General features: G+C 72.7%; 19 protein-coding genes. 7 read left to right on the top strand and 12 right to left on the bottom strand.

The features are described from left to right. The first annotated feature begins 382 nt into the window (after positions 1-382). Together ABZ340_RS21455 and ABZ340_RS21450 are read left to right on the top strand one after the other, a co-directional pair. Positions 383-1,063, top strand: coding sequence for a hypothetical protein (locus ABZ340_RS21455; protein WP_358783396.1), 681 nt, complete (start codon positions 383-385; stop codon positions 1,061-1,063). A 34-nt stretch (positions 1,064-1,097) separates the two neighbouring features. Further along, positions 1,098-1,310: a hypothetical protein gene (locus tag ABZ340_RS21450; protein WP_358783395.1), complete on the top strand. Its 213-nt coding sequence runs from the start codon at positions 1,098-1,100 to the stop codon at positions 1,308-1,310. Between the two features lie 266 nt (positions 1,311-1,576). Here the strand turns inward: ABZ340_RS21450 and ABZ340_RS21445 are convergent, their stop codons facing one another. The 3 genes from ABZ340_RS21445 to ABZ340_RS21435 all read right to left on the bottom strand — a co-directional run bounded on the left by ABZ340_RS21445 (position 1,577) and on the right by ABZ340_RS21435 (position 7,556). Then, positions 1,577-3,022, bottom strand: a complete 1,446-nt coding sequence (locus ABZ340_RS21445) for an aldehyde dehydrogenase family protein (RefSeq protein ID WP_358783394.1) — start codon at positions 3,020-3,022, stop codon at positions 1,577-1,579. Between the two features lie 469 nt (positions 3,023-3,491). Next, a complete protein-coding gene (locus ABZ340_RS21440) occupies positions 3,492-5,147 on the bottom strand; it encodes a PucR family transcriptional regulator (protein WP_358783393.1) in 1,656 nt (551 codons plus the stop codon). A 237-nt stretch (positions 5,148-5,384) separates the two neighbouring features. After that, positions 5,385-7,556: an ATP-binding protein gene (locus ABZ340_RS21435; RefSeq protein ID WP_358783392.1), complete on the bottom strand. Its 2,172-nt coding sequence runs from the start codon at positions 7,554-7,556 to the stop codon at positions 5,385-5,387. 239 nt (positions 7,557-7,795) lie between these two features. On the opposite strand from ABZ340_RS21435, the gene gabT reads away from it, so the two are divergent. Continuing rightward, on the top strand, positions 7,796-9,130 hold the full coding sequence (gene gabT, locus ABZ340_RS21430) for a 4-aminobutyrate--2-oxoglutarate transaminase (RefSeq protein ID WP_358783391.1): 1,335 nt from the start codon (positions 7,796-7,798) through the stop codon (positions 9,128-9,130). A 157-nt stretch (positions 9,131-9,287) separates the two neighbouring features. Then, positions 9,288-10,172: a phosphatase PAP2 family protein gene (locus ABZ340_RS21425; RefSeq protein ID WP_358783390.1), complete on the top strand. Its 885-nt coding sequence runs from the start codon at positions 9,288-9,290 to the stop codon at positions 10,170-10,172. Between the two features lie 239 nt (positions 10,173-10,411). Here ABZ340_RS21425 and ABZ340_RS21420 read toward each other — a convergent pair whose 3' ends face one another. The 7 genes from ABZ340_RS21420 to ABZ340_RS21390 all read right to left on the bottom strand — a co-directional run bounded on the left by ABZ340_RS21420 (position 10,412) and on the right by ABZ340_RS21390 (position 18,192). After that, positions 10,412-10,870, bottom strand: a complete 459-nt coding sequence (locus tag ABZ340_RS21420; RefSeq protein ID WP_358783389.1) for a hypothetical protein — start codon at positions 10,868-10,870, stop codon at positions 10,412-10,414. Between the two features lie 140 nt (positions 10,871-11,010). Further along, positions 11,011-12,429: an FAD-dependent oxidoreductase gene (locus ABZ340_RS21415; protein WP_358783388.1), complete on the bottom strand. Its 1,419-nt coding sequence runs from the start codon at positions 12,427-12,429 to the stop codon at positions 11,011-11,013. A gap of 23 nt (positions 12,430-12,452) precedes the next feature. Continuing rightward, positions 12,453-13,253: an ABC transporter permease gene (locus ABZ340_RS21410; protein WP_358783387.1), complete on the bottom strand. Its 801-nt coding sequence runs from the start codon at positions 13,251-13,253 to the stop codon at positions 12,453-12,455. Then, positions 13,254-14,189, bottom strand: coding sequence for an ABC transporter permease (locus tag ABZ340_RS21405; protein ID WP_358783386.1), 936 nt, complete (start codon positions 14,187-14,189; stop codon positions 13,254-13,256). Then, the gene (locus ABZ340_RS21400; protein WP_358783385.1) at positions 14,189-15,349 is read right to left on the bottom strand and encodes an ABC transporter ATP-binding protein; all 1,161 of its coding nucleotides are present in this window, start codon (positions 15,347-15,349) and stop codon (positions 14,189-14,191) included. The genes ABZ340_RS21405 and ABZ340_RS21400 overlap by 1 nt, the downstream gene beginning before the upstream one ends. A gap of 5 nt (positions 15,350-15,354) precedes the next feature. Next, a complete protein-coding gene (locus ABZ340_RS21395) occupies positions 15,355-16,602 on the bottom strand; it encodes a spermidine/putrescine ABC transporter substrate-binding protein (RefSeq protein WP_358783384.1) in 1,248 nt (415 codons plus the stop codon). 54 nt (positions 16,603-16,656) lie between these two features. Then, on the bottom strand, positions 16,657-18,192 hold the full coding sequence (locus tag ABZ340_RS21390; protein WP_358783383.1) for a gamma-aminobutyraldehyde dehydrogenase: 1,536 nt from the start codon (positions 18,190-18,192) through the stop codon (positions 16,657-16,659). A 234-nt stretch (positions 18,193-18,426) separates the two neighbouring features. Here ABZ340_RS21390 and ABZ340_RS21385 point away from each other — a divergent pair, with 234 nt between their 5' ends. Next, positions 18,427-19,104, top strand: coding sequence for an NADAR family protein (locus ABZ340_RS21385; protein ID WP_358783382.1), 678 nt, complete (start codon positions 18,427-18,429; stop codon positions 19,102-19,104). Positions 19,105-19,229: 125 nt separating this feature from the next. Here ABZ340_RS21385 and ABZ340_RS21380 read toward each other — a convergent pair whose 3' ends face one another. Beyond that, positions 19,230-19,694 (bottom strand): DUF4190 domain-containing protein, encoded by a 465-nt coding sequence (locus tag ABZ340_RS21380; RefSeq protein ID WP_358783381.1) that lies wholly within the window; start codon positions 19,692-19,694, stop codon positions 19,230-19,232. 103 nt (positions 19,695-19,797) lie between these two features. Further along, entirely contained in the window at positions 19,798-20,484 is a 687-nt protein-coding gene (locus ABZ340_RS21375; RefSeq protein ID WP_358783380.1) for a DUF4190 domain-containing protein, read from the bottom strand. Positions 20,485-20,639: 155 nt separating this feature from the next. Between ABZ340_RS21375 and ABZ340_RS21370 the strand changes: the two genes are divergently transcribed. Together ABZ340_RS21370 and ABZ340_RS21365 are read left to right on the top strand one after the other, a co-directional pair. After that, positions 20,640-21,701, top strand: a complete 1,062-nt coding sequence (locus ABZ340_RS21370) for an adenosine deaminase (RefSeq protein WP_358783379.1) — start codon at positions 20,640-20,642, stop codon at positions 21,699-21,701. A 143-nt stretch (positions 21,702-21,844) separates the two neighbouring features. Continuing rightward, positions 21,845-22,531 carry a glycerophosphodiester phosphodiesterase gene (locus ABZ340_RS21365; protein ID WP_358783378.1) on the top strand — a complete coding sequence of 229 codons (687 nt, stop codon included), beginning with the start codon at positions 21,845-21,847 and terminating at the stop codon, positions 22,529-22,531. Positions 22,532-22,743: the final 212 nt, after the last annotated feature.

Below are 22,743 nucleotides of genomic sequence, written 5' to 3'. Positions count from 1 at the left end.
GTCGGGCTGTCAAAGTCCGCGTCTCTTTACGCTCTCGCGTGTTCCACGGGCAAGACGGGAGAGGAAGCACGCAGCCGCGTATTTCCCATCATAAGATGAATGCCTTTCGCGCCTGAGACAACCCACGAGGTGTTTCATACGCCGTTGTGTGCTCGCCGGGCAGATCTTAACTTCACCTGAAGAAGTGATCCTGCGATCGTCGGCGAACACGCGGACGTTTCATCTCCGCGCAGGACAACGCCGTTCGCCGATCACATGTCCCTCTTCGCGTCCGGGCTCACCCGACGATCAGGCGAGAGCGCACTTCCGGACGCTTCGCCGAAGAAAGGAAAGTGTCATGGCAACACCTCCCAATCCCCCTCGGCCGAACGATACGGAAATCGTGAGCACCTCCTGTATCCAGGTCACCGGAACAGGCAGGCCCAACGACCCGTACGAACTCGAACCGGTCGTCCACCCGGACGACTGCAACGCGCTCAGGTGCACGCCCGACGGGCTTCTCGTCCCGCGCACGGTCCCCGTGGGGATCGAGCGGGGCGGGAACATCGGCGCCTCCCGCTCGGTGGACATCGACGTCACCGACGCCGGAGGGGAGAACTGCCCCGACACCTGGACCATCGGCGCCCGCCTCACCCCCGTCTACGGGCAGGCCGCCGGCCAGAACCGCACGCTGCCCCTCAACGGCGAGTGGACCCCCACCGACTGCGTGGCGACGCTGCCGGAGCCGGGCGTGTACCAGGTCACGGCCATGGCCGTGGGGCAGATCTGCGCCACCGCCAGGTACAGCACCAACGTGTGGATCTCGTTCGCCCTGCAGCGCGACGACGAGGTCATCCTGACCGGGTACGGCCTGGTGCAGCACCAGTACGGTTTCCCGGCCGCCGGCAACGGCTACCAGGCGTGCCACGTGGGCCAGGGCTCCCTCACGCGGAACGTCGTCGTCGGTGACCGGGCCACCCTCCGCGTGGTCGCCGCCGCTCAGGGCCGCGTGGCCGAGAACAGCACGGTGCAACGCCTCGAGGTGCGTGCGCCCCGCATCTCGTGGCACAAGATCTCCGACTAGGGATCCGGCTGGGGATCCGACTGGGGGAAACCGGGTGAGCGACGAGACCACCACCGGCACAGGCCCGTCTCCCGACCCGCGCGCACGCTACTTCGCCAAGGAAGGCGAGGGCGTCCAGGTCGTGTGCAACCTCCGCGACGCCACCGCGTACCGGGAACTGGGCTACGAGGAAATCGACGAACAGGCCTACCTGGCCAGCCTTCCGGACTCCATCGGCGGGCCCTGCCTGGAACACGCCCCGGACTGAGAAGGAGGACCGGTAGACAGCGTTTCTCTCACCCCGGGTGAGACAGGAGACCGACGTACACCGGGCCCGGCCGGGCTCACCACATGCCGGCCGGGCCTTTCCCTTGAACGCGCCGCGACCCGGCGCTCCGGCGGGGACCGGTCGGGAGCCGTCGGGCTCCGGGCCGGCGCGGGCGAGGAGCGAGGAGCGAGGAGCGAGGAGCGAGAACGGCAACGGCCCGAGCCCCCGCACAGTGGGCTCGGGCCGTCGGCCTGAGGGTGTGGACGTCAGAGCGCCAGGCCGGTCAGGACCAGGACCCGCTCGTAGGTGTAGTCGTCCATCGCGTAGCGGACGCCCTCGCGGCCCACACCGGACTGCTTGACGCCGCCGTACGGCATCTGGTCGGCGCGGTAGGAGGGGACGTCACCGATGACCACGCCGCCGACCTCCAGGACACGGTGGGCGCGGAAGGCGGTCTGCAGGTCGTGGGTGAAGATGCCCGCCTGGAGGCCGAACTTGGAGGAGTTGACCGCGTCGAACGCCTCGGTCTCGCCGTTCACCTTCTGCACGGTCAGGACCGGGCCGAAGACCTCCTCGCAGGCGATGGTCACGTCCGCCGGTACGTCGGCCAGGACGGTCGGCGCGTAGGTGGCGCCGTCGCGCTCGCCGCCGGTGAGCAGCGTGGCGCCGGCCTCGACGGCCTCGGTGACCCAGGACTCGACGCGCCGGGCGGCGTCCTCGCTGACCAGCGGGCCGACGTCGGTCTTGTCGTCGTTCGGGTCGCCGGTGACCTGGGCCTCGACGGCGGCGACGATGCGCGGCAGCAGGCGGTCGTAGACGGAGGCGTCGGCGATCACGCGCTGCACGGAGATGCAGGACTGGCCGCCCTGGTAGTTGGAGAAGGTCGCGATGCGGTTCGCGGCCCAGTCCAGGTCCTCGTCGCTCGCCCAGTCGGCCAGCACGACGGCCGCGCCGTTGCCGCCCAGCTCCAGCGTGCAGTGCTTGCGCGGCACCGAGTCCATGATCGCGTAGCCGACCTTGTCGGAGCCGGTGAAGGAGATGACCGGCAGGCGCTCGTCCTGGACGAGGGCGGGCATGCGGTCGTTGGGGACGGTGAGGATGCTCCAGGAACCGGCGGGCAGCTCGGTCTCGGCGAGCAGCTCGCCCAGGATCAGGCCGGACAGCGGGGTGGCCGGGGCCGGCTTGAGGATGATCGGCGCGCCGACGGCGATCGCGGGGGCGACCTTGTGGGCGCACAGGTTCAGCGGGAAGTTGAACGGCGCGATACCGAGGACGACGCCCTTGGGGAAGCGGCGGGTCAGGGCGAGACGGCCCTGGCCGCCGGCGTCGGTGTCCAGGCGCTGGCCGTCGCCGCCGTTGTGGCGGCGGGCCTCCTCGGCCGCGAAGCGGAAGACGGACACCGCGCGGCCGACCTCGCCGCGGGCCCACTTGATCGGCTTGCCGTTCTCGGCGGAGATCAGCCGGGCGATCTCCTCGGTGCGCTCGGCCAGCCGCCGGCTGACGTGGTCCAGAGCGGCGGCGCGTACGTGGGCGGGGGTGGCGGCGAACTCGTCCCGTACCGCGTACGCGGCGGCCACGGCCTCCTCGACCTGCGCGTCGGTCGGCACGGCGACCTTGCCGACGAGGCGGCCGTCCCACGGGGAGGTGACGTCGAAGGTGTCCTCGCCGGTGGCCTGGCGGCCGGCGAGCCAGAAGGCGTGGGTGGAAGTCATGTGGAGTCCCGGCCCTTCCGCGTTGGGGGTGTACAGGGTTGCTGGGACCACGGTAGGGGCGGGGCGGCGGGGGGACGTTTGTCCGGGGCGTAGTAGTGGGGGGTGGGGACACGCCGCTTTGGCGTACGCCGGTGGGTTCTGTCCGGTGGACGGCGGATGTTCCTCGGTCCCGGGTGAGTGTCCCTCGGTCCTGGGCGGGCGGATGCCCCCTCGGTCCTGGGCGGGTGGGTGCCCCCTCGGCCCCGGGTGGGCGAGTGCCCCCTCGGCCCCGGGCGGGCGGGTGCCCCCTCGGCCCCGGGCGGGCGAGTGCCCCCTCGGCCCCGGGCGGGCGAGTGCCCCCTCGGCCCCGGGCGGGCGAGTGCCCCCTCGATCCCGGGTGGGCGAGTGCCCCCTCGGCCCCGGGCGGGCGCCCCTTCGGCCCGAGTGGGTGTCCCTTCGGTCCTGCTCCCGGTTCTGTGCGGCCCTGCTCTCAGTTCTGCTCCGGCGACGTCGCCTTCAGCGCCAGCCACAGCTCCATCCGCACGTCCGGGTCGTCCAGGGAGCGGCCGAGGATCTCCTCCACGCGCCGCATCCGGTACCGCAGCGTGTGCCGGTGCACGCCGAGGTCGGCCGCCGCCGCGTCCCACTGGCCGTGCCGGGACAGCCAGGCGCGCAGGGAGGCGACCAGGTCGCCGCGTCCGGTCGCGTCGTGCTCGCGCAGGGCGCGCAGCAGCCCGTCGGCAAAGGCGCGCACCGCGTCGTCGGCGAGCAGCGGCAGCACCGACCCGGCCGCGAGCTGTTCGTGCTCCACGCAGACCCTGCCGCGCCGCCGGGCCACCGACAGCGCCTGCTCGGCCTGCTTGTAGGCGGCGGACGCGCCGATGGGGCCGGACGGCGCGGACAGTCCGACGACCAGTTCGCCGCCCTCGCCGCCCGTCGCCGACTCCGGCGCGCCGGCCTGCCGTCCCCCCTCCAGCGCCGCCGCGTACTCCGTGCAGGCGGCGACCGCCGCTCCCCCGTCGGCGGCCAGCACCACCAGCCGCTCCCCTTCCGGCACCACGAGCACCGCCTCGCCCGCGCGGGCCGCCGCCGACTCCACGGCCTCGGCGAGGGCGCCGAGCGGGTCGCCGCCCCGGTCGGCCGCGGGCGCGGCGGCGGGCTTCGCCTGCGGCAGGGGCGCGTGGGCCCGCGCGGCCGGCCCCGGCACCGACTCGGCGACGATCATCCGGAAGGGGGCGTCCAGCAGGTCGCCGTACAGGTCCCCGGCGACCGCGCGCGCGTGGTCGGGCTCGGCGGCGAGCAGCATGCGCAGGACTGCGGCGCCGATGCGCTGCTCGGCCGCGTGCAGCGACCGCGAGCGTTCCGTCGTCAGGGTCAGCAGGGCGATCGCGGAGTGGACGGCGTACCGCTCGGCGGTGCCGAGGGCGGCGGCGGTGCCGACGGCGAGCGCGGCGCGGGGCCTGCGTCCGGTGCCGAGGGAGTGGAGTTCGACGCGGTCCTCGTTGTCGGGGCCGCCCACGACCGAGGAGGCGGGCGCGGGCCGCTCCCGCAGCCGCTGCACGTCCGCGGTGAGCCGCGCGGCCCGGCGCCCGGCCCACTCCGGTGCCGTGGCGACGACGGAACCGGAGGCGTCGTACAGTGCCGCCCAGCCGTCGACCTGCGCGGCGAGCGCGCCGAGCAGCCCCTCCGGGCCGTCCGTCAGCGCCTGCCGGGTCAGCTCGCGCTGCGCCGCGAAGCCCGCCGTGACCGCCCGGTACTGGTCGGCGGCGATCGCGGCGGACACGGCCTTGCTGATGGCGAGGAAGGGGGTGCGGCGCGGCACCTCCAGCAGCGGCAGCCCTTCCTGTTCGGCCGCCTCGACGAGGGCCCCGGGGATCTCGTCGTAGTTGACGCCGACGGCGAAGCCGAGCCCGACGACCCCGGCCCCGACCAGCCGCCGCACGTACCGGCGCATCGCCTCCGGGTCCTCCGCGTCCAGCTTGAGCGCGGTGATCAGCAGCAGTTCCCCGCCCTCCATGTAGGGCACGGGGTCGGCGAGCTCGCTGACGTGCGCCCAGCGCACGGGCACGTCGAGGCGGTCCTCGCCCGCGCGCACGGTCAGTTTGAGCGCGGAGTGGTGGACGAGCGAGGCGAGGGTGGGGGGCATGGGGCCTTCAGGTCTGCGTCAGAAGGGTGTGATCGTCACGATCACCCCAGCGATCTTTTGGCCGCCGTGTATGAACGGCCTGGATCGATTCTGCCTCACCGTACGACCCATACAGTCCATACGGGCCATCCAGTCCATCCGGTCCATCCGGGCCATCCAGACCGTATGGCCCGGATGGACCGGATGGACTGGATGGTCCGTATGGTCCGGATGGTCAACCGTGCCCGGTCGAGGGGCTCACCCTCGCAGGTCCACCAGCAGCGGCGGCGCGTGCTCGCCCCGGACGGTGGTCAGCGACAGCACCGCGTGCCCCGGCGGCACGGCGTGCGCCAGCTCGGACGCCGACCAGCGCTCCCGCTCGACCTGACGGACGGTGACCGCCCGGGCGGTCGGCGCCTTCCCGGTGATCACACGGCGCAGCATGTGCGCCGCCTTGCCCGCGGGGGTCTCGGCGATGATCTGCCGGTCGGTGACGTCGCGGGCCTCGGTCCACTCCTTGCCCCAGACCTCGGCGAAGTCCTGCCCGTCCCAGGGGGTGAGCCCGGACAGCGCCATCCGGCAGCCGGTGGCGCCGAGCAGCGGGCCGCGCAGCGGACGCGGTACGTCGTCCAGGGTGCGCAGGGTCAGCACGACCCCGGCGTGGGCCGACCGCAGCCGCTGGATGCCGCGCACGGCCTCCGGGGTGACCACGCCGCTCGCGTCGTCCAGCACCAGGCAGGCGAACAGCGACCGGTCCTCCCGTACCGTCACGCTCGCCGTGAACTGGGCGAGCACCAGCCGGGCCAGGATCCGGGAGGCGTCGGCGTGCCCGCGTTCGGGCAGGTCGATGCGGACCCGCACCGGGTGGTCCAGCGCCTTGAGCGAGAACGGCCGGGAGCGGCCGGAGGTGTCGAAGAAGGGGGCGAAGGCGGGCCGGTCCAGCAGCGCCACCCGGTCGGCCAGCACCCCGGCCACGTCGCCCGGGTGCGCCATCTGGCGCTCGCGGGCGTCCAGCTCCCGCAGCAGGGACTCCTGCCCGGCCTCCTGGAGCGCCTTGCGCAGCGCGGCCAGCGGGCCGGGCGTCCCGTCGAGGAGCTGCCGCAGCTCCGGTACGGAGGGGAAGCGGCCGTGGACCGCCCGGAAGGGCCCGAGGAGCTGGGCGAGGACGGTGGTGGAGCGGCGGCTGTCGCTGCCGGGGTGCGGGTCGGCGAGGTCCCCGACGAGGGCCTCGGCGAGCACGGCCGCCGCCTCGTCGGGGTCGGTGCTCCCGCCGTACAGGTCCAGGTCGTACACGGAGTCCGGGTTCCCGATGCGTACGACGACGTCGTAGGCGTCGGCCGGGCCGAGCCCCGCGCCCGCCGCGCCGACCACGACGACCGCGGCGCGCCCGGCGAGCGCGTGCAGGCACAGCGACTCGGCGAGCGGCCTCACCAGGCTGCCGGTCTTGCCGGAACCGGCCGGTCCGACGGCGAGCAGGGAGGTGCCGAGCAGGTCGGGGCCGAGGGCGAGGCCGGTGCCGCGGTAGGCGTACGGGTTGCGGGGGTCGTCGGCGGTGGTGCCGAGCCGGACCTGCCCGGTGACCAGGTCGTGCGGGGCCTGCCGGGCGGGCAGGTCGCGGGCGCCGGAGGGGTGCGGGCAGGCGGCGGCGCCGTCCTTCAGCACGGCCTGGGCGAAGGCGGCGAGGCTGTGGCGGCCGGTGTGCACGCCCTGCCAGGCGCGGGTGATCCGGGCGTGGTCGACGTCCTTCATGAACCCGGCGCGGGCGTCGGAGGCGAGCCGCTCGGCGGCGTCCACGGCCCCGGCGGCGCGCAGGGCGGGCCACTCGGCGGGGTCCTCGCCCGGGGCGTGCGGCGGCTCGCCGCCCGGAGCGGTCCCGCGCCAGGCGGGCGGGCCGTAGCGGCGCCAGACCTCGGGCCACCGGCCCAGACGGGCCGTGAACAGCAGGATGGCGAGGGCGATGACCGTGTAGTAGCCGTACCAGAGGACGGCGTTGCCGACGCGGTCGTTGTTCCGGCGCCAGGAGTCCGGCGTGAAGAGTTCCAGGGGCAGCACCCACCAGCTGCCGAGGTAGCCGTTCCACAGCAGCGACCAGATCAGCCAGCCCACCAGGAGGGCGATGAGCGCCCCGCTCAGCAGCTGCCGTGCCGGGACCTGCTCGGGCTCCTCGGCCGGCCGCGGCCGGTGCCCGAACCGCCAGATGCCGGGCGGCGCCTCGGGCCGGGGCGTGCGCAGCCAGGCCAGGAAGGCCGAGCCGTCCGGAGGCGGGGGTGTCCCGGGTGCGCGTACCGGCCGCGGCGGCACCGCGGGCATCCCGGGCGCTCCGGGTACCCCGTCCGCCCCTGGCATCCCGGGTGTCTCGGGCGGCCCCGCCGGTCGCGGCACAGGATGCGCATGCGTACCCCGCGCGTCACGGTTCCCGTCGCCGTCCATCGCCCTTGCCCCCTGACCAGCCGTTCCGTCCACCGTCAGCGAGTCAATCTAACGCCCCCGCAAGGGCGGTTCACCGCTTACGCGGCCGGGCGTCCGATACCGGCCGCACAGACCTCTATATCCACTGCGGACAAGGCGCCCCGCCGACAACGCCCACATGGAGCATGCCCGCCCCCCTGTCCCCGTCCTAGCCTGCGAGAAAAGAAGGAAAGCGTCCGTAACACCCCCAGGAGCCCCGCATGACCGCACTTCCGCAGGAGCGCCGCGTCGCCACCGCCATCCCCGGCCCGAAGTCGCAGGAGCTGCAGGCCCGCCGTCTCGCCGCGGTCGCGCAGGGCGTGGGCTCCACGCTGCCGGTCTTCGTCACGCGCGCGGGCGGCGGCATCATCGAGGACGTCGACGGCAACCGTCTGATCGACTTCGGCTCCGGCATCGCCGTGACCTCCGTCGGCGCCTCCGCCGAGGCCGTCGTGCGCAAGGCGTCCGCGCAGCTCGCCGACTTCACCCACACCTGTTTCATGGTCACGCCGTACGAGGGCTACGTCGCCGTCGCCGAGGCGCTGGCCGAGCTGACCCCGGGCGACCACGCCAAGAAGTCGGCCCTGTTCAACAGCGGCGCCGAGGCCGTCGAGAACGCCGTCAAGATCGCCCGCGCCTACACCAAGCGCCAGGCCGTCGTCGTCTTCGACCACGGCTACCACGGCCGCACCAACCTCACGATGGCGCTGACGGCGAAGAACATGCCGTACAAGCACGGCTTCGGCCCGTTCGCGCCCGAGGTCTACCGCGTCCCGGTCGCCTACGCCTACCGCTGGCCGACCGGTCCGGACAACTGCGGCCCCGAGGCCGCGAAGCAGGCCATCGACCAGATCACCAAGCAGGTCGGCGCGGAGAACGTGGCCGCCATCATCATCGAGCCGGTGCTCGGCGAGGGCGGCTTCATCGAGCCGGCCAAGGGCTTCCTGCCCGCGATCCGCCAGTTCGCCTCGGACAACGGCATCGTCTTCGTCGCCGACGAGATCCAGTCCGGCTTCTGCCGCACCGGCCAGTGGTTCGCCTGCGAGGACGAGGGCATCGTCCCGGACCTGATCACCACGGCCAAGGGCATCGCGGGCGGTCTGCCGCTCGCCGCCGTCACCGGCCGCGCCGAGATCATGGACGCCGCGCACGCGGGCGGCCTCGGCGGCACCTACGGCGGCAACCCGGTCGCCTGCGCCGGTGCGCTGGGCGCGATCGAGACGATGAAGGAGCTCGACCTCAACGCCAAGGCGAAGAACATCGAGGCGATCATGAAGTCGCGCCTCACCGCCATGGCCGAGAAGTTCGACGTCATCGGTGACGTCCGCGGCCGGGGCGCCATGATCGCCATCGAGCTGGTCAAGGACCGCGCCACCAAGGAGCCGAACCCCGAGGCGGCCGGCGCGCTGGCCAAGGCCTGCCACGCCGAGGGCCTGCTGGTCCTGACCTGCGGCACCTACGGCAACGTGCTGCGCTTCCTGCCGCCGCTGGTCATCGGCGAGGACCTGCTGAACGAGGGCCTCGACATCATCGAGCAGGCGTTCGCGGGCATCTGATCCCGTCTTCGCACGCCCGTCCGCCCGCGCATCCGAGCGAGGACATCGCACGTCTGATGCGGCTGGCGGCAGGGCGTGTGAAGAACGTGTGGGGGGTGGATGGCAGGACGACGATCGCCCTGTCCTCCGCCCCCTCCCTGTCGTAGGTTCTACGCAGATGAGAGATACACCCCGCCCGCGGGAGACCGCGGGCGACACCAGATCCGGGCCTCCCCAGCTTCGATCTGGTCGTGCCTTCGCGCACACAACCGGAGCTTCCAGCTCCGGGTCTCCTCACCGATCGGACGGTCGCCCGCCCCAGACCCCCCGGGGCGTGCGACGTTCCGGTCCCGTCGGCCGTCCCGGAACCTCCCCCCCTGTTCCCGGGCGGCCGACTTCCCCTTTCTCCCTTCCGCTTCCCTTTCCTCTTCCTCTTCTCCTCCTGCTCGGGCTGCCCGCGCTCCTCTTCGCGCTGATCACCTGGCAGGTCGTCGCCGACGGCCCGCTGGTGCGCGCCGACGAGCGCCTCAGCCGGGCGCTGGCCCGTCCGGACGGTTTCTCCGAACTCCTCGCCGACCTCGGCAACGTCCAGGTGGCCCTGCCCGTCCTCGCCGCCGCGCTGGCCTGCGTCGCGTGGCGCGGCCGGGCCGCGGGGGCGGGCCGCTGGTGGCTGCCGCCGCTCGCCGGTGCCGCGGCGATGGCGCTGGTGCCGCTGCTGGTCGTCCCGCTGAAGGAGTGGACCGCCCGCCCGGGCACGCCGGTCGTGCCGCCGGCCGTCGGCTACTTCCCGTCCGGTCACACCGCCACCGCCGTCGTCGCGTACGGCGGGGCCGTTCTGCTCCTGCTTCCCTGGCTCCGCTCGGCCGCCGTGCGCCGCACGCTGGTCGCGGCCGGTGCCCTCCTCGTCCTCGGCGTCTCGTTCGGGCTGGTGCGCCGGGGTTACCACTGGCCGCTGGACGTGGTGGCGAGCTGGTGCCTGGGGACGGTGCTGCTCGTCTGCCTGCGGGTGGCCGCCGGGCGGGGCGGCCGGCGCCGGTCCCGGCAACCGGAATCCCCGGGGTGACCGTCCCGGAGCCCTCCGGACCGTCGTCCCCGCGGACCGGCCCGGAACCCCCTGGGTGACCGTCGCCACGCACCGGCCCGGAACCCTCCGGGCGACCACCACCACACACCGGCCCGGGAGGCACCCGGCCGGTCCCGCGCCGGCTGCACGGGCGCCCGACGGGAGCCCGGTCGCCGTACCGGCCGCCCTACCGGAGGGGCCGGGCCCGCTCGTGGGTCGCCGCCCGGTCGGCTCATGAGTCACCGCCCGGCCCCGTCCGGCGCCCGGCCCGCCGCCGCCTCGTGCATCGCCAGTTCCAGCAGGGCCGGGTCGGTGAGCGTGCCGGAGCCGTCCGGCGGGACCAGCCAGCGGACGGAGCCGGACGCCGCCCGTTCCGGGTGCGGTACGGCGATCCAGGCGCCGGCCCCGGCCGCGCGGACGCCGGTGCCCAGCCAGTGGGCCGCGGTGCCCGGCGGCACGAAGAAGCCGGTGCGCGCGTCGCCGAGGCCGGCGAGCACGGGCCCGGGCCGCTCCAGGAGGCGGGTCAGGACGCCGAGGGTGGGGTGGCCGAGCCGGCCCGGCAGGATGAGCACGTCCCAGGCCCGGCCGGCGGGCAGCAGCGCGATCCCGTGCGGATCGCGCTCCCACGCCCGGCGGCACGCCTCGGGATCCGGTGCGGCGGATGCCAGCCACCCGGCCGCCGTTGTCGTCCCGGACATGAGGAGACCTCCCTTTCGCTCGTGGACGCGGGTGCGTCACGAGGGAGAGGGAGGTCTCCCGTCAGGCGTTACGCGGGTTCGGGCGACTCGTGGGAGTGAACCGGATCACAGTCCGCGTCCGCGCCGCGCGGGTACGCCGCTCAGCTGTCGAAGCCCAGCCCCAGCCGGTCCATCGTCCGCAGCCACAGGTTGCGCCGCCCGTCGTGCGCGTCGGCGCGGGCCAGGGACCACTTGGTCAGCGCGATGCCGGTCCAGGCGAAGGGCTCCGGCGGGAACGGCAGCGGCTTCTTGCGGACCATCTCCAGCTCGGTGCGCTCGGTGCGCTCCCCCGCCAGCAGGTCCAGCATCACCTCGGCGCCGAACCGGGTGGCGCCCACGCCCAGGCCCGTGTATCCGGCCGCGTAGGCGACCTTCCCCTGGTGGGCGGTGCCGAAGAACGCCGAGAAGCGGGAGCAGGTGTCGATGGCGCCGCCCCAGGCGTGCGTGAAGCGGACGCCCTCCAGCTGCGGGAAGCAGGTGAAGAAGTGGTCGGCGAGCTTGGCGTAGGTCTCCGGGCGGTCGTCGTACTCGGCGCGCACCCGGCCGCCGTAGGGGTAGACCGCGTCGTAGCCGCCCCACAGGATGCGGTTGTCGGCGGACAGGCGGAAGTAGTGGAACTGGTTGGCGCTGTCGCCCAGGCCCTGGCGGTTCTTCCAGCCGACCGAGGCGAGCTGGTCCGCGGTGAGCGGCTCGGTCATCAGGGCGTAGTCGTAGACCGGGACGGTGTAGGCGCGGACCCGTTTGACCAGGCTGGGGAAGATGTTGGTGCCGAGGGCGACGTGGCGGGCGCGGACGGCTCCGTAGGGGGTGCGCACGGACATGCCGGCGCCGTACGGCCGCAGCGTCAGGGCGGGGGTGTGCTCGTGGATGCGGACGCCGAGGCCGAGGCAGGCCCGCTTCAGGCCCCAGGCGAGCTTGGCGGGGTTCAGCATGGCCACGCCGCGGCGGTCGTACAGGCCCGCCCGGAAGGTCGGGGAGTCCACCTGCTCGCGCACCGCGTCGGCGTCCAGGTACTCGATGCCCTCGGCCAGGCCCCGGCGGAGGAGCTCCTCGTGGAACTCCTTCAGCTCCCGGGCCTGGTAGGGCTCGGTCGCCACGTCGATCTCGCCGGTGCGTTCGAAGTCGCAGTCGAGGGAGTGGCGGGCGACCGCGCGCTCGATCTCGTCGAGGTTGCGGGCGCCCAGCTCCTCCAGCTTGTGGATCTCGTCCGGCCAGCGGGTGAGCCCGTTGGGCAGGCCGTGGGTGAGGGAGGCGGCGCAGAAGCCGCCGTTGCGGCCCGAGGCGGCCCAGCCCACCTCGCGGCCCTCCAGCAGCACCACGTCCCGCCCCGGGTCGCGTTCCTTGGCGATGAGCGCGGTCCACAGTCCGCTGTAGCCGCCGCCGACGACCAGCAGGTCGCAGCTCTCGGTGCCGGTGAGGGCGGGCTCGGGGCGGGGCCTGCCGGGGTCGTCCAGCCAGTACGGGACCGGCTGGGCTTCGGAAAGGGATTTCGTCCAGCGGGTCATGGCGCTCGGGGCCATGATTTCAACTCCCTACAGGGGTTCTACGCCTTGTGCTTGGTGCGGCGATTGCTGATGAGCATGGAGATGAGGACGAACAGTACGGCGATGACGAACATGGCCGTTCCGATGACGTTGATCTGTACGGGTGTTCCGCGCTGGGCGGAGCCCCATACGAACATGGGGAAGGTGACGGTCGAGCCCGCGTTGAAATTGGTGATGATGAAATCGTCGAAGGAGAGCGCGAAGGCGAGCAGCGCGCCCGCCGCGATGCCGGGGGCGGCGATCGGCAGGGTGACCCGCAGGAACGTCTGGAACGGGCCGGCGTACAGGTCCTGCGCCGCCTGCTCCAGCCGCGGGTCCATCGACATCACGCGCGCCTTGACGGCGGTGACGACGAAGCTCAGGCAGAACATGATGTGGGCGATGAGGACGGTCCAGAAGCCCAGCCGGGCGCCCATGTTGAGGAAGAGGGTGAGCAGCGAGGCCGCCATCACCACCTCCGGCATCGCCATCGGCAGGAAGAGCAGCGAGCTGACCGCGCCCCGCGCGCGGAACCGGTAGCGGACCAGCGCGAAGGCGATCATCGTGCCCAGCGCGGTGGCGCCCAGCGTCGCCCAGAAGGCGATCTGGAGGCTGAGGGAGAGCGAGCCGCACAGGCCGGCGACCCCGCACGGGTCCTTCCAGGCGTCCGCGGAGAACTGCTGCCACTCGTAATTGAAACGGCCCTTCGGTTTGTTGAAGGAGAACACCGTGACGATGATGTTCGGCAGCAGCAGATAGGCGAGCGTCAGCAGTCCGGCGAGGACGACCAGATTGCGCTTGAGCCAGTTGACGAAGGTCATTTAGACGAGATCCTCCGTGCCGGACCTGCGGATGTAGACGGTGACCATGACGAGGATCGCGGCCATCAGGATGAAGGAGAGCGCCGCGGCCGTCGGATAGTCGAGGACCCGCAGGAACTGGGTCTGGATGACGTTGCCGACCATACGGGTGTCGGTGGAGCCGAGCAGGTCGGCGTTGACGTAGTCGCCGGCGGCCGGGATGAAGGTCAGCAGCGTGCCGGAGACGACGCCCGGCATCGACAGCGGGAAGGTGACCTTGCGGAAGGTGGTGAAGGGCCGGGCGTACAGGTCGCCGGAGGCCTCGTGCAGGCGCGGGTCGATCCGCTCCAGGGAGGTGTACAGCGGAAGGATCATGAACGGCAGGAAGTTGTACGTCAGACCGCACACCACCGCCAGCGGCGTGGCCAGCACGCGGTCGCCGGACGTCCAGCCGAGCCAGCTGGTGACGTCCAGGACGTGCAGCGCGTCCAGGGCGCCGACGACCGGGCCGCCGTCGGCGAGGATCGTCTTCCAGGCCAGGGTGCGGATCAGGAAGCTGGTGAAGAACGGCGCGATCACCAGAATCATGATCAGGTTGCGCCAGCGGCCCGCGCGGAACGCGATCAGATAGGCGAGCGGGTAGCCGAGCAGCAGGCACAGCACGGTCGCGGCGGCGGCGTAGGCCACCGAGCGCAGGAACTGCGGCCAGTACGCGGAGAGGGCGTCCCAGTAGGTGGCGAAGTGCCAGGTGACCTTGTAGCCCTGCTCCAGGGAGCCCGTCTGCACGGACGTGGACGCCTGGTAGACCATCGGCAGCGCGAAGAAGACGACCAGCCACAGGATGCCGGGCAGCAGCAGCCAGTACGGCGTGAGGCGGCCCCGCCTGCGCGGGGGTTTCCGCTCCGGTGCGGCCGGGTTGAGCGGTGGTGGCGCCTCGGTGAGCGTGGTGCTGGTCATCAGGCGGCCTCTTCCACGCCGGCCTCGGCGTCCTGGGCGGCGTCCAGGCCGAAGGTGTGCGCCGGGCTCCAGTGCACGACGACGTCGGCGCCGGGCACCAGGCGGGCGTCGCGGTCGACGTTCTGGACGTAGACGGAGAAGTGCGGGCAGGCGGGGCTGTCGACGACGTACTGCGTGGAGACGCCGATGAAGCTGGCCTCGGCGATCTTCCCGGTGAGGCGGTTGCGGCCCGCGGGCAGGGAGCCGGCGTCGTCGGCGTGCGTCAGCGAGATCTTCTCCGGGCGGACGCCGGCCAGCACCTTGCCGCCGGGCGCCGTGGGCGCGGAGCACCGGGCCGCGGGCAGGACCAGCTTGTCGCCGCACGCCGTCAGGACGACGTCGTCGCCGCTGCGGGAGTCGACCTCGGCCTCGATGAAGTTGGAGGTGCCGAGGAAGTTGGCGACGAAGGTGGTGCGCGGGTTCTCGTACAGGTCGGCGGGCGCGCCGAGCTGCTCCACCCGCCCCCCGTTCATCACGGCGACCGTGTCGGCCATCGTCATGGCCTCCTCCTGGTCGTGCGTGACGTGCACGAAGGTGATGCCGACCTCGGTCTGGATGCGCTTGAGCTCCAGCTGCATCTGGCGGCGCAGCTTCAGGTCCAGGGCGCCCAGCGGCTCGTCCAGCAGCAGCACCTTGGGGTGGTTGATCAGGGCGCGGGCGACCGCGACGCGCTGCTGCTGGCCGCCGGAGAGCTGGTGCGGCTTCTTGCGGGCCTGCTCGCCCAGCTGCACCAGGTCGAGCATCTCCTCGACCTGCTTCTTCACGCTCTTGATGCCGCGGCGGCGCAGGCCGAAGGCGACGTTCTCGAAGATGTCCAGGTGCGGGAAGAGGGCGTAGGACTGGAAGACGGTGTTCACCGGCCGCTTGTAGGGCGGCAGGTGGGTGACGTCCTGGTCGCCCAGCGACACGGTGCCGGTGGTGGGCTCCTCCAGGCCGGCGATCATGCGCAGGGTGGTGGTCTTGCCGCAGCCGGAGGCGCCGAGCAGGGCGAAGAAGGAGCCCTGCGGCACGGTCAGGTCGAGCGGGTGTACGGCGGTGAAGGAGCCGTAGGTCTTGCTGATGCCGGTCAGGCGGACGTCGCCACCGGTCTGCACGGCGGCGGCCGTGTCTGTCGTCTTCATCGTCGTCACGCCCCAGTGAGCTTCGCGAACTTCGTTTCGTAGGCCGTCTCTTCCTTCGAACTCAGCGAGCGGAAGGAACGGGACCGGGCCTGCATGGCCTTGTCGGGGATGATCAGCGGGTTGTCCGCCGCATCCCGGTCGATCTTCGCAAGCTCTTCCTTCACGCCGTCGACGGGACAGACGTAGTTGATGTAGGCGGCGAGCCGGGCGGCGGCCTGCGGCTCGTAGTAGTAGTCGATGAGCCGTTCGGCGTTGGTCTTGTGCCGGGCCTTGTCGGGGATCAGCAGGTTGTCGCTGGAGGTGATGTAGCCGCTGTCGGGGATGACGAAGTCGATGTCCGGGTTGTCCGCCTTGAGCTGGACCACGTCGCCGGCCCAGGCCAGGCAGGCGGCGAAGTCGCCCTTGCTGAGGTCGGAGGTGTAGTCGTTGCCGGTGAAGCGGCGGATCTGTCCCTTGTCGACGGCGCGCTGGAGGCGGGCGATGGCCGCGTCGTAGTCGTCGTCGGTGAACTTCCCCGGGTCCTTGCCCATGTCGAGCAGGGTCATGCCGACGGTGTCGCGCATCTCCGTCAGGAAGCCGACGCGCCCCTTGAGCCGGGGGTTGTCGAGCAGGTCGGAGACGGACGTCACCTCGATGCCGTCCAGCGCCTTCTTGTTGTAGGCGATGACCGCCGATATGCCCTGCCAGGGGTAGGAGTAGGCGCGGCCCGGGTCCCAGTCGGGGTCGCGGAACTGCGGTGAGAGGTTGGCGAAGGCGTGCGGCAGGTGGGCCGGGTCGAGTTTCTGGACCCAGCCCAGGCGGATCAGGCGGCCGGCCAGCCAGTCGGTGAGGACGATCAGGTCGCGGCCGGTCTCCTGGCCCGCGGCGAGCTGCGGCTTGATCTTGCCGAAGAACTCGTTGTTGTCGTTGATGTCCTCGGTGTACGTGACCTTGATGCCGGTGCGCTCGGTGAACGCCTCCAGCGTCGGGTGCCGCTTGCCGCTGTCGTCGACGTCCATGTACTCGGTCCAGTTGGAGAAGGCGATCTCCTTCTCCTTCGCCGAGTGGTCCTCCGCCGCGACGCCGCCCTGCGTCCTGCCCGCCGGGGGGATGCCGCAGGCGCTCAGCGCCCCGAGGCCGCCCGCCGCGAGCACGCCGCCGGCGGAGGCGCGCAGCAGCGAACGGCGGGTCAGGGAGGCCCGGCCGGTGCGGAGGCTGCGCCGCATGGCGGCCACCTGGACCGCGGAGAGGCGCTCGGGCTCGTACTGCTCCATGCGCGTGGTGCCCTTTCGGGTGGGGTCGGCCGTGGTCGGCGGCCTGCGAGCTGGCTATCGGTCCCCGAAGATCGTGCGGTGCCAGTCCTTGCGGACCACCGCCGTGTTGTCGAACATGACGTGCTTGAGCTGGGTGTACTCCTCGAAGGAGTAGGCGGACATGTCCTTGCCGAAGCCGGACGCCTTGTAGCCGCCGTGCGGCATCTCGCTGATGATCGGGATGTGGTCGTTGACCCACACGCAGCCCGCCTTGATCTCGCGGGTGGCGCGGTTCGCCCGGTACACGTCCCGGGTCCAGGCGGAGGCGGCGAGCCCGTAGGGGGTGTCGTCGGCGAGCCGGATGCCCTCGTCGTCGGTGTCGAAGGGCAGCACGACCAGCACCGGGCCGAAGATCTCCGCCTGGACGACCTCGCTGTCCTGGGCGGCGCCGGCGATCAGGGTGGGCCGGTAGTAGGCGCCGTTCTTCAGCTCGCCCTGCGGGGCCTCGCCGCCGGTCACCACGCGCGCGTAGGAGCGGGCCCGGTCGACGAAGGCGGCGACGCGGTCGCGCTGGGCGTGCGAGACCAGTGGGCCGAGGTCGGTGCCCGGCGCGAACGGGTCGCCGAGGCGGACGGTCTCCATCAGGGCGGCCGTCCGCTCGACGAACGCCTCGTACAGGGGCCGCTGGACGTAGGCGCGCGTGGCGGCCGTGCAGTCCTGGCCGGTGTTGATCAGCGCGCCCGCGACCGCGCCGTGGACGGCGGCGTCGAGGTCGGCGTCGTCGAAGACGACGAACGGCGCCTTGCCGCCCAGCTCCAGGTGGAGGCGCTTGACGGAGGCGGTGGCGACCTCGGCGACGCGCTTGCCGACGGCGGTGGAGCCGGTGAAGGAGGTCATGGCCACGTCCGGGTGGCCGACGAGGTGCTCGCCGGCCTCCTTGCCGGTGCCGGTGACGATGTTGACGACGCCGTCGGGGATGCCGGCCTCCGTCGCCGCCTGGGCGAACAGCAGCGAGGTCAGCGGGGTGATCTCGGCGGGCTTGAGCACGATGGTGTTGCCCGCGGCGATCGCCGGGAGGATCTTCCAGGCGGCCATCTGGAGCGGGTAGTTCCAGGGCGCGATGGAGCCGACGACGCCGATCGGCTCGCGGCGGACGTAGGAGGTGTGGTCGCCGGAGTACTCGCCCGCCGACTGTCCCTGGAGGTGGCGGGCGGCACCGGCGAAGAAGGCGGTGTTGTCGACCGTGCCCGGCACGTCGAACTCGCGGCTCAGCTTCAGCGGCTTGCCGCACTGGAGGGACTCGGCGCGGGCGAACTCCTCGGCCCGGCCGGCGAGGACGGCGGCGAAACGGTGCAGCGCGTCCGACCGCTCGCCCGGGGTGGCGCCGGCCCAGCCGGGGAACGCCTCCCGCGCGGCGGCGACGGCCGCGTCGACGTCGTCGCGGCCGGCCAGCGCGTAGGTGAGGACGCTCTCGCCGGTCGCCGGGTCGACGACCGTGTGCGTCCGGCCGGACGTCCCCTCGGCCAGGCGGCCCGCGATGTACTGCGCCCCGTCCGCGAAGCGCTCTTCGGCCGGGAAGCGGTCCGGGGTGTCGTTGCCCGGGTGGTGCATGTGGCTCTCCTCCGTGTGACCGTCGGGACTGTCCTCGAAGGCCCGTGTGCCTGAGGGCCGCCCTCGAAGAGGCGCCTGCCGTGGGGCGTCGGCGTGGCTCAGGCTTGATGTGGGTGCCGATCCTGACAGAGCGCTTGGCCTCCAACAAGTGATTCCGTTGTTGCCTTTTGGTTACGCGACGGAATCTGTCGACCAGGTGTCGAGTCGCAGGTCACAAGGGCGGACGGAGTGTCAGTGGCGCGTGCCAGACTCGCGTGCATGGAAGAGATCACGGGGGCTGTGGAAGAGACCACGGGAGTTGTGGAAGACACCACGGAGGCGGGGGAAGAGACCACGGAGGCGGGGGAAGAGACCACGGAGGCGGTCCGCTCGCGGGAAGCCCTGGCCGACCGGGTCCGCGCGGGGGCGCGGATCAAGTACCTCTGCTTCTGGGGACACCGGCCGTGGCCGGACGGCCGGATCGGTCCGGGCTGTCTGAGCCAGTGGTGGCCGTCGCCGTTCACCGTGGACGGGGTGGAGTACGCGACCGCGGAGCACTGGATGATGGCGGCCAAGGCGCGGCTCTTCGGGGACGCGGAGGCCGAGGCGCGGGTGCTGGCGGCGGAGCATCCCGCCCAGGCCAAGAAGGCGGGGCGGCTGGTGCGCGGTTTCGACGAGGCCGTCTGGGAGCGGGAGCGGTTCGGGATCGTCGTCGAGGGCAGCGTCCACAAGTTCGCCGCCCATGCCGGTCTGCGGGAGTTCCTGCTCAACACCGGCGAGCGGATATTGGTGGAGGCGAGCCCGGTGGACCGGGTGTGGGGCATCGGTCTGGCGGCGGACGACGAGGCGGCGACGGATCCGCGGCGGTGGCGGGGGCTGAATCTGCTCGGGTTCGCGCTGATGGAGGCGCGGGCACGGCTGCGGGCGAACTGAAGGGGGCCGGCCCCCCGGGCCGGCCCCCTCCTGCGGAACCGCTCGTCCGCAGAACCGCTCGTCCGCGCCGCGGACCCGGACGGTCCCCGACCGTCCCAGTCCGTCTCAGCCCGTCCCAGTCCGTCTCAGACGCTGCTCATGAGGCTCGCGAACAGCAGGAATCCCAGCAGCGGCAGGATCACGGTGGCCACGATGCCGCAGACGAGTCCGGCGGTCGCCGCGCCCTTGTTGGTGGCCTCGCCCCGGTTGGCCTTGCTCCGGCCGATGGCGCCGAAGATGATCCCGAGGATGCCCAGGATGACGCCGAAGAACCAGAGGAAGAAGGTGATGCTGCACACCACACCGATGATGCCGAGCACCAGTCCGGTGGTGCCCATGCCGTTGCTCGGCTGTGCCGCCATGACATAGCCGGGCGCCTGCGGATAGGCCGGCGGAGCCGCCGGCGTCACCGGGTAGGGCTGGTCCTGGCTCGGGTAGCCGTACCCCGGGGCAGCCGGAGCGGACTGCGGGTACGCGTAGCCGCCGGCCGGCTGCGGCGGCTGGGACGGCGGCGGCCCGAACCCATCGGGTCCGGGTTGGGCGTGGGACATGAAGTGCTCTCCCCTCGTTGATGTCTGGGCATCGTAGTCGCCTTCTCCTCCCCGACGGGGCCCCGTTGGGACAGGAGCGGAGGGGGGAGACGGCGGGAAGGGGTCAGCGGTTCGTCACCGCGGCCACCGGCCCCGGGTGGGCGGCGCCGTAGTAAGGGTCGGACTCCTGCTCCTCGTTGATGGCGAAGGTGATCCCGATGACGAGCAGGACGATCACGGCGAGGCCGAGGACGATGCCGATGACGCCCGTGATCAGACCGGCCACCGCCTGGCCGTGGTTGGCGGCCTCGCCGCGTTCGGCCTTGCGGCGTCCCTTGATGCCGAAGACCACGGCGAGGATGCCGAGCACCACGGAGACCACGCCGTACAGGCAGAACAGGCAGCAGGAGAGGATGCCCAGCACCATCGCCGCGGTGCCCATGCCGTTCTGCGGGGGCATCGGCGCACCGGGCCAGCCGTAGCCCTGGGGCGGCGCCGGGTAGCCGTAGCCGCCGGGGGCGCCCGGGCCGGTGGGCGCGACGGGCGGAGGCGGCACGGCGAAGGCTCCGCCGCCGTACGCGGCCGCCTCTCCCGGAGCGGGGGACCCGGCGGGCGGGGTGGAGCCGGGGGCGCCGTACCCGGAGGCCGGCACCGAGGCCATCGTGGCCTGGTCGTGCACGGACGGCGGCTGCTGTCCGTGCGGTCCGCCGGCGGGCTCGGGACCCTTGGCCGGCGGCGTCCTGCTCTCGGGGGGCGCCCACGGGTCGTGACCGCCTGCGGAATCCCCGCCCGGCTGTATTGCGTCCGTCATGTCGCGTCCCCCTGAGTCGATCGTTCCGCCATGCTACGGCCCGCCCCGTGCGGCGCGGGACCGGCCTACGATGATCCCCGACCCATCGATCAGCCGATCACCCGCGTCCCCCAGCCCGACCGGCCGGCCCAGGACGCCGCTCCCGGGGAGGAACCTTGACCGACCGTCTCGTCGACGCGCGCGTCCCTCGTGACCTGCACTCCTTCATCGCCCAGCTGCCCAAGGCCGAACTGCACGTGCACCACGTCGGCTCCGCCTCCCCCCGGATCGTCGCGGAACTGGCCGCCCGCCACCGCGACTCCCGGGTCCCCGCCGACCCCGAGGCACTGGCCGACTACTTCACCTTCACGGACTTCGCCCACTTCATCCAGGTGTACCTGTCCGTCGTCGACCTCATCCGCACCCCGGAGGACGTCCGCCTGCTGACGTACGAGGTGGCCCGGGACATGGCCCGGCAGCACATCCGCTACGCCGAGCTGACCGTCACCCCGTACTCCTCCGTCCGGCGCGGCATCGACGAGCGCGCCTTCATGGACGCCATCGAGGACGCCCGCAAGGCGGCCGAGGCCGACTTCGGGACCGTCCTGCGCTGGTGCTTCGACATCCCCGGCGAGGCCGGCCTGGAGTCCGCCGAGGTGACCACGCGGCTGGCCACCGACGACCGGCTGCGCCCGGAGGGCCTGGTCTCCTTCGGGCTGGGCGGACCCGAGATCGGCGTGCCGCGCCCCCAGTTCGAGCCGTACTTCGACCAGGCCGTCGCCGCCGGACTGCACTCGGTACCGCACGCCGGGGAGACCACCGGACCCGAGACGGTGTGGGACGCGCTCACCCACCTGCGGGCCGAACGCATCGGCCACGGCACCAGTTCCGCGCGGGACCCGAAGCTGCTGGCGCACCTCGCCGAGCACCGGATCCCGCTGGAGGTGTGCCCCACCTCGAACATCGCCACCCGCGCGGTCCGCACCCTCGACGAGCACCCGGTCAAGGAGTTCACGCGCGCCGGGGTCCTGGTGACGATCAACTCCGACGACCCGCCGATGTTCGGCACCGACCTGAACAACGAGTACGCGGTCGCCGCCCGGCTGCTGGACCTCGACGAGCGGGGCCTGGCCGAGCTGGCGAAGAACGCCGTCGAGGCGTCCTTCCTCGACGCGGCGGGCAAGGCCGCCCTCACGGACGAGATCGACGCGTACACCGCCCGGTGGCTCGCCTCCTGAACCCCGCCGGGCAAGGCCGTCCCGAGCCCCGTCGGGCGAAGGGCCCCGAACCCCGCCGGACGGAGGGTCCCGAACCCTGCCGGGCAAAGGGCCCCGAACCCCGCCGGGCGAAGGGCCCGCCGCGTCCCGCCACAATGGCCCGCATGCACACCGTGACGGCCGTGGCCCACCGCGGCGACCCCTACCGCGTCCGCGAGAACACCCTCGACTCGCTGCGCTCCGCGCTCCGCCTGGGCGCGGACGCGGTGGAGACCGACGTACGCCTCACCCGCGACGGCGTCCCCGTGCTGCTGCACGACGAGACGCTGAAACGGCTGTGGGAACAGGACCGTCCGCTGTCCTCCCTGACGGCGGCCGAGGTGCGCGACCTGACCGGCGGCCGGGTGCCGACGCTGGCGCAGGCCCTGGCCGCGACGGACGGGAGCCGGGTGATGCTGGACCTGCCCGGCGCCCCGGGCCCGCGGGCGGTGCGCCGGATCGTGGACGCCGTCCGGGAGTGCGGCGCGCAGGACCGCGTGTACTACTGCGCCGGTGCCCGCACCATGCTCGCCGTCCGCGCCGCCGACCCGGCAGCCGAGATCGCCCTGACGTGGACGACGCTGGCGCCGCCGCGGCCGGCCCTGCTGGAGGCGGTCCGGCCGCGCTGGCTCAACTACCGCTTCTCCCTGGTGGACCGTGCCCTGGCCGAGCGTGTCCACCGCGGCGGCCACCTGCTGTCGGTGTGGACGCCCGACACCCGCCGCTCGATGCGCCGGCTCCTGGCCGCCGGCGTCGACTCGATCACGACGAACCGCATCGACACGCTGTGCGCGCTGCGCGAGCGCGGTTAGTCCCTGTTATCCGGCTCATCCCGACCCGTCCCCGTTCTCCGGTTCGTCCCGGTCCGTTCCTGTTCTCCGGCTCGTCCCGGCCCGTCCCTGTTCGCCGGTTCGTCCCTGTCCCCCGATTCGTCCCGGGCGCGGCGTACGCCATCGGTGGCGCGGGACCGGGCAGGGCGGCCACACGAGGAAGCGCGACCGCCCCGCCCGGACCGCTCCGGCCC

The sequence above is a fragment of the Streptomyces sp. NPDC006134 genome, assembly GCF_040628835.1.
Lineage (GTDB): Bacteria > Actinomycetota > Actinomycetes > Streptomycetales > Streptomycetaceae > Streptomyces.
The sequence above is the reverse complement of the archived record's forward strand: the minus strand, read 5'-3'. Positions and strand labels throughout refer to the sequence as shown.

Coding starts and splice junctions, on each gene's coding strand:
- ABZ340_RS21365 (WP_358783378.1), top strand. CDS start 21,845: ATGCACACCGTGACGGCCGTGGCCCACCGCGGCGACCCCTACCGCGTC.
- ABZ340_RS21440 (WP_358783393.1), bottom strand. CDS start 5,147: ATGCCCCCCACCCTCGCCTCGCTCGTCCACCACTCCGCGCTCAAACTG.
- gabT (WP_358783391.1), top strand. CDS start 7,796: ATGACCGCACTTCCGCAGGAGCGCCGCGTCGCCACCGCCATCCCCGGC.
- ABZ340_RS21375 (WP_358783380.1), bottom strand. CDS start 20,484: ATGACGGACGCAATACAGCCGGGCGGGGATTCCGCAGGCGGTCACGAC.
- ABZ340_RS21380 (WP_358783381.1), bottom strand. CDS start 19,694: ATGTCCCACGCCCAACCCGGACCCGATGGGTTCGGGCCGCCGCCGTCC.
- ABZ340_RS21410 (WP_358783387.1), bottom strand. CDS start 13,253: ATGACCTTCGTCAACTGGCTCAAGCGCAATCTGGTCGTCCTCGCCGGA.
- ABZ340_RS21415 (WP_358783388.1), bottom strand. CDS start 12,429: ATGGCCCCGAGCGCCATGACCCGCTGGACGAAATCCCTTTCCGAAGCC.
- ABZ340_RS21435 (WP_358783392.1), bottom strand. CDS start 7,556: ATGGACGGCGACGGGAACCGTGACGCGCGGGGTACGCATGCGCATCCT.
- ABZ340_RS21445 (WP_358783394.1), bottom strand. CDS start 3,022: ATGACTTCCACCCACGCCTTCTGGCTCGCCGGCCGCCAGGCCACCGGC.
- ABZ340_RS21425 (WP_358783390.1), top strand. CDS start 9,288: ATGAGAGATACACCCCGCCCGCGGGAGACCGCGGGCGACACCAGATCC.
- ABZ340_RS21400 (WP_358783385.1), bottom strand. CDS start 15,349: ATGAAGACGACAGACACGGCCGCCGCCGTGCAGACCGGTGGCGACGTC.
- ABZ340_RS21405 (WP_358783386.1), bottom strand. CDS start 14,189: ATGACCAGCACCACGCTCACCGAGGCGCCACCACCGCTCAACCCGGCC.
- ABZ340_RS21395 (WP_358783384.1), bottom strand. CDS start 16,602: ATGGAGCAGTACGAGCCCGAGCGCCTCTCCGCGGTCCAGGTGGCCGCC.
- ABZ340_RS21420 (WP_358783389.1), bottom strand. CDS start 10,870: ATGTCCGGGACGACAACGGCGGCCGGGTGGCTGGCATCCGCCGCACCG.
- ABZ340_RS21390 (WP_358783383.1), bottom strand. CDS start 18,192: ATGCACCACCCGGGCAACGACACCCCGGACCGCTTCCCGGCCGAAGAG.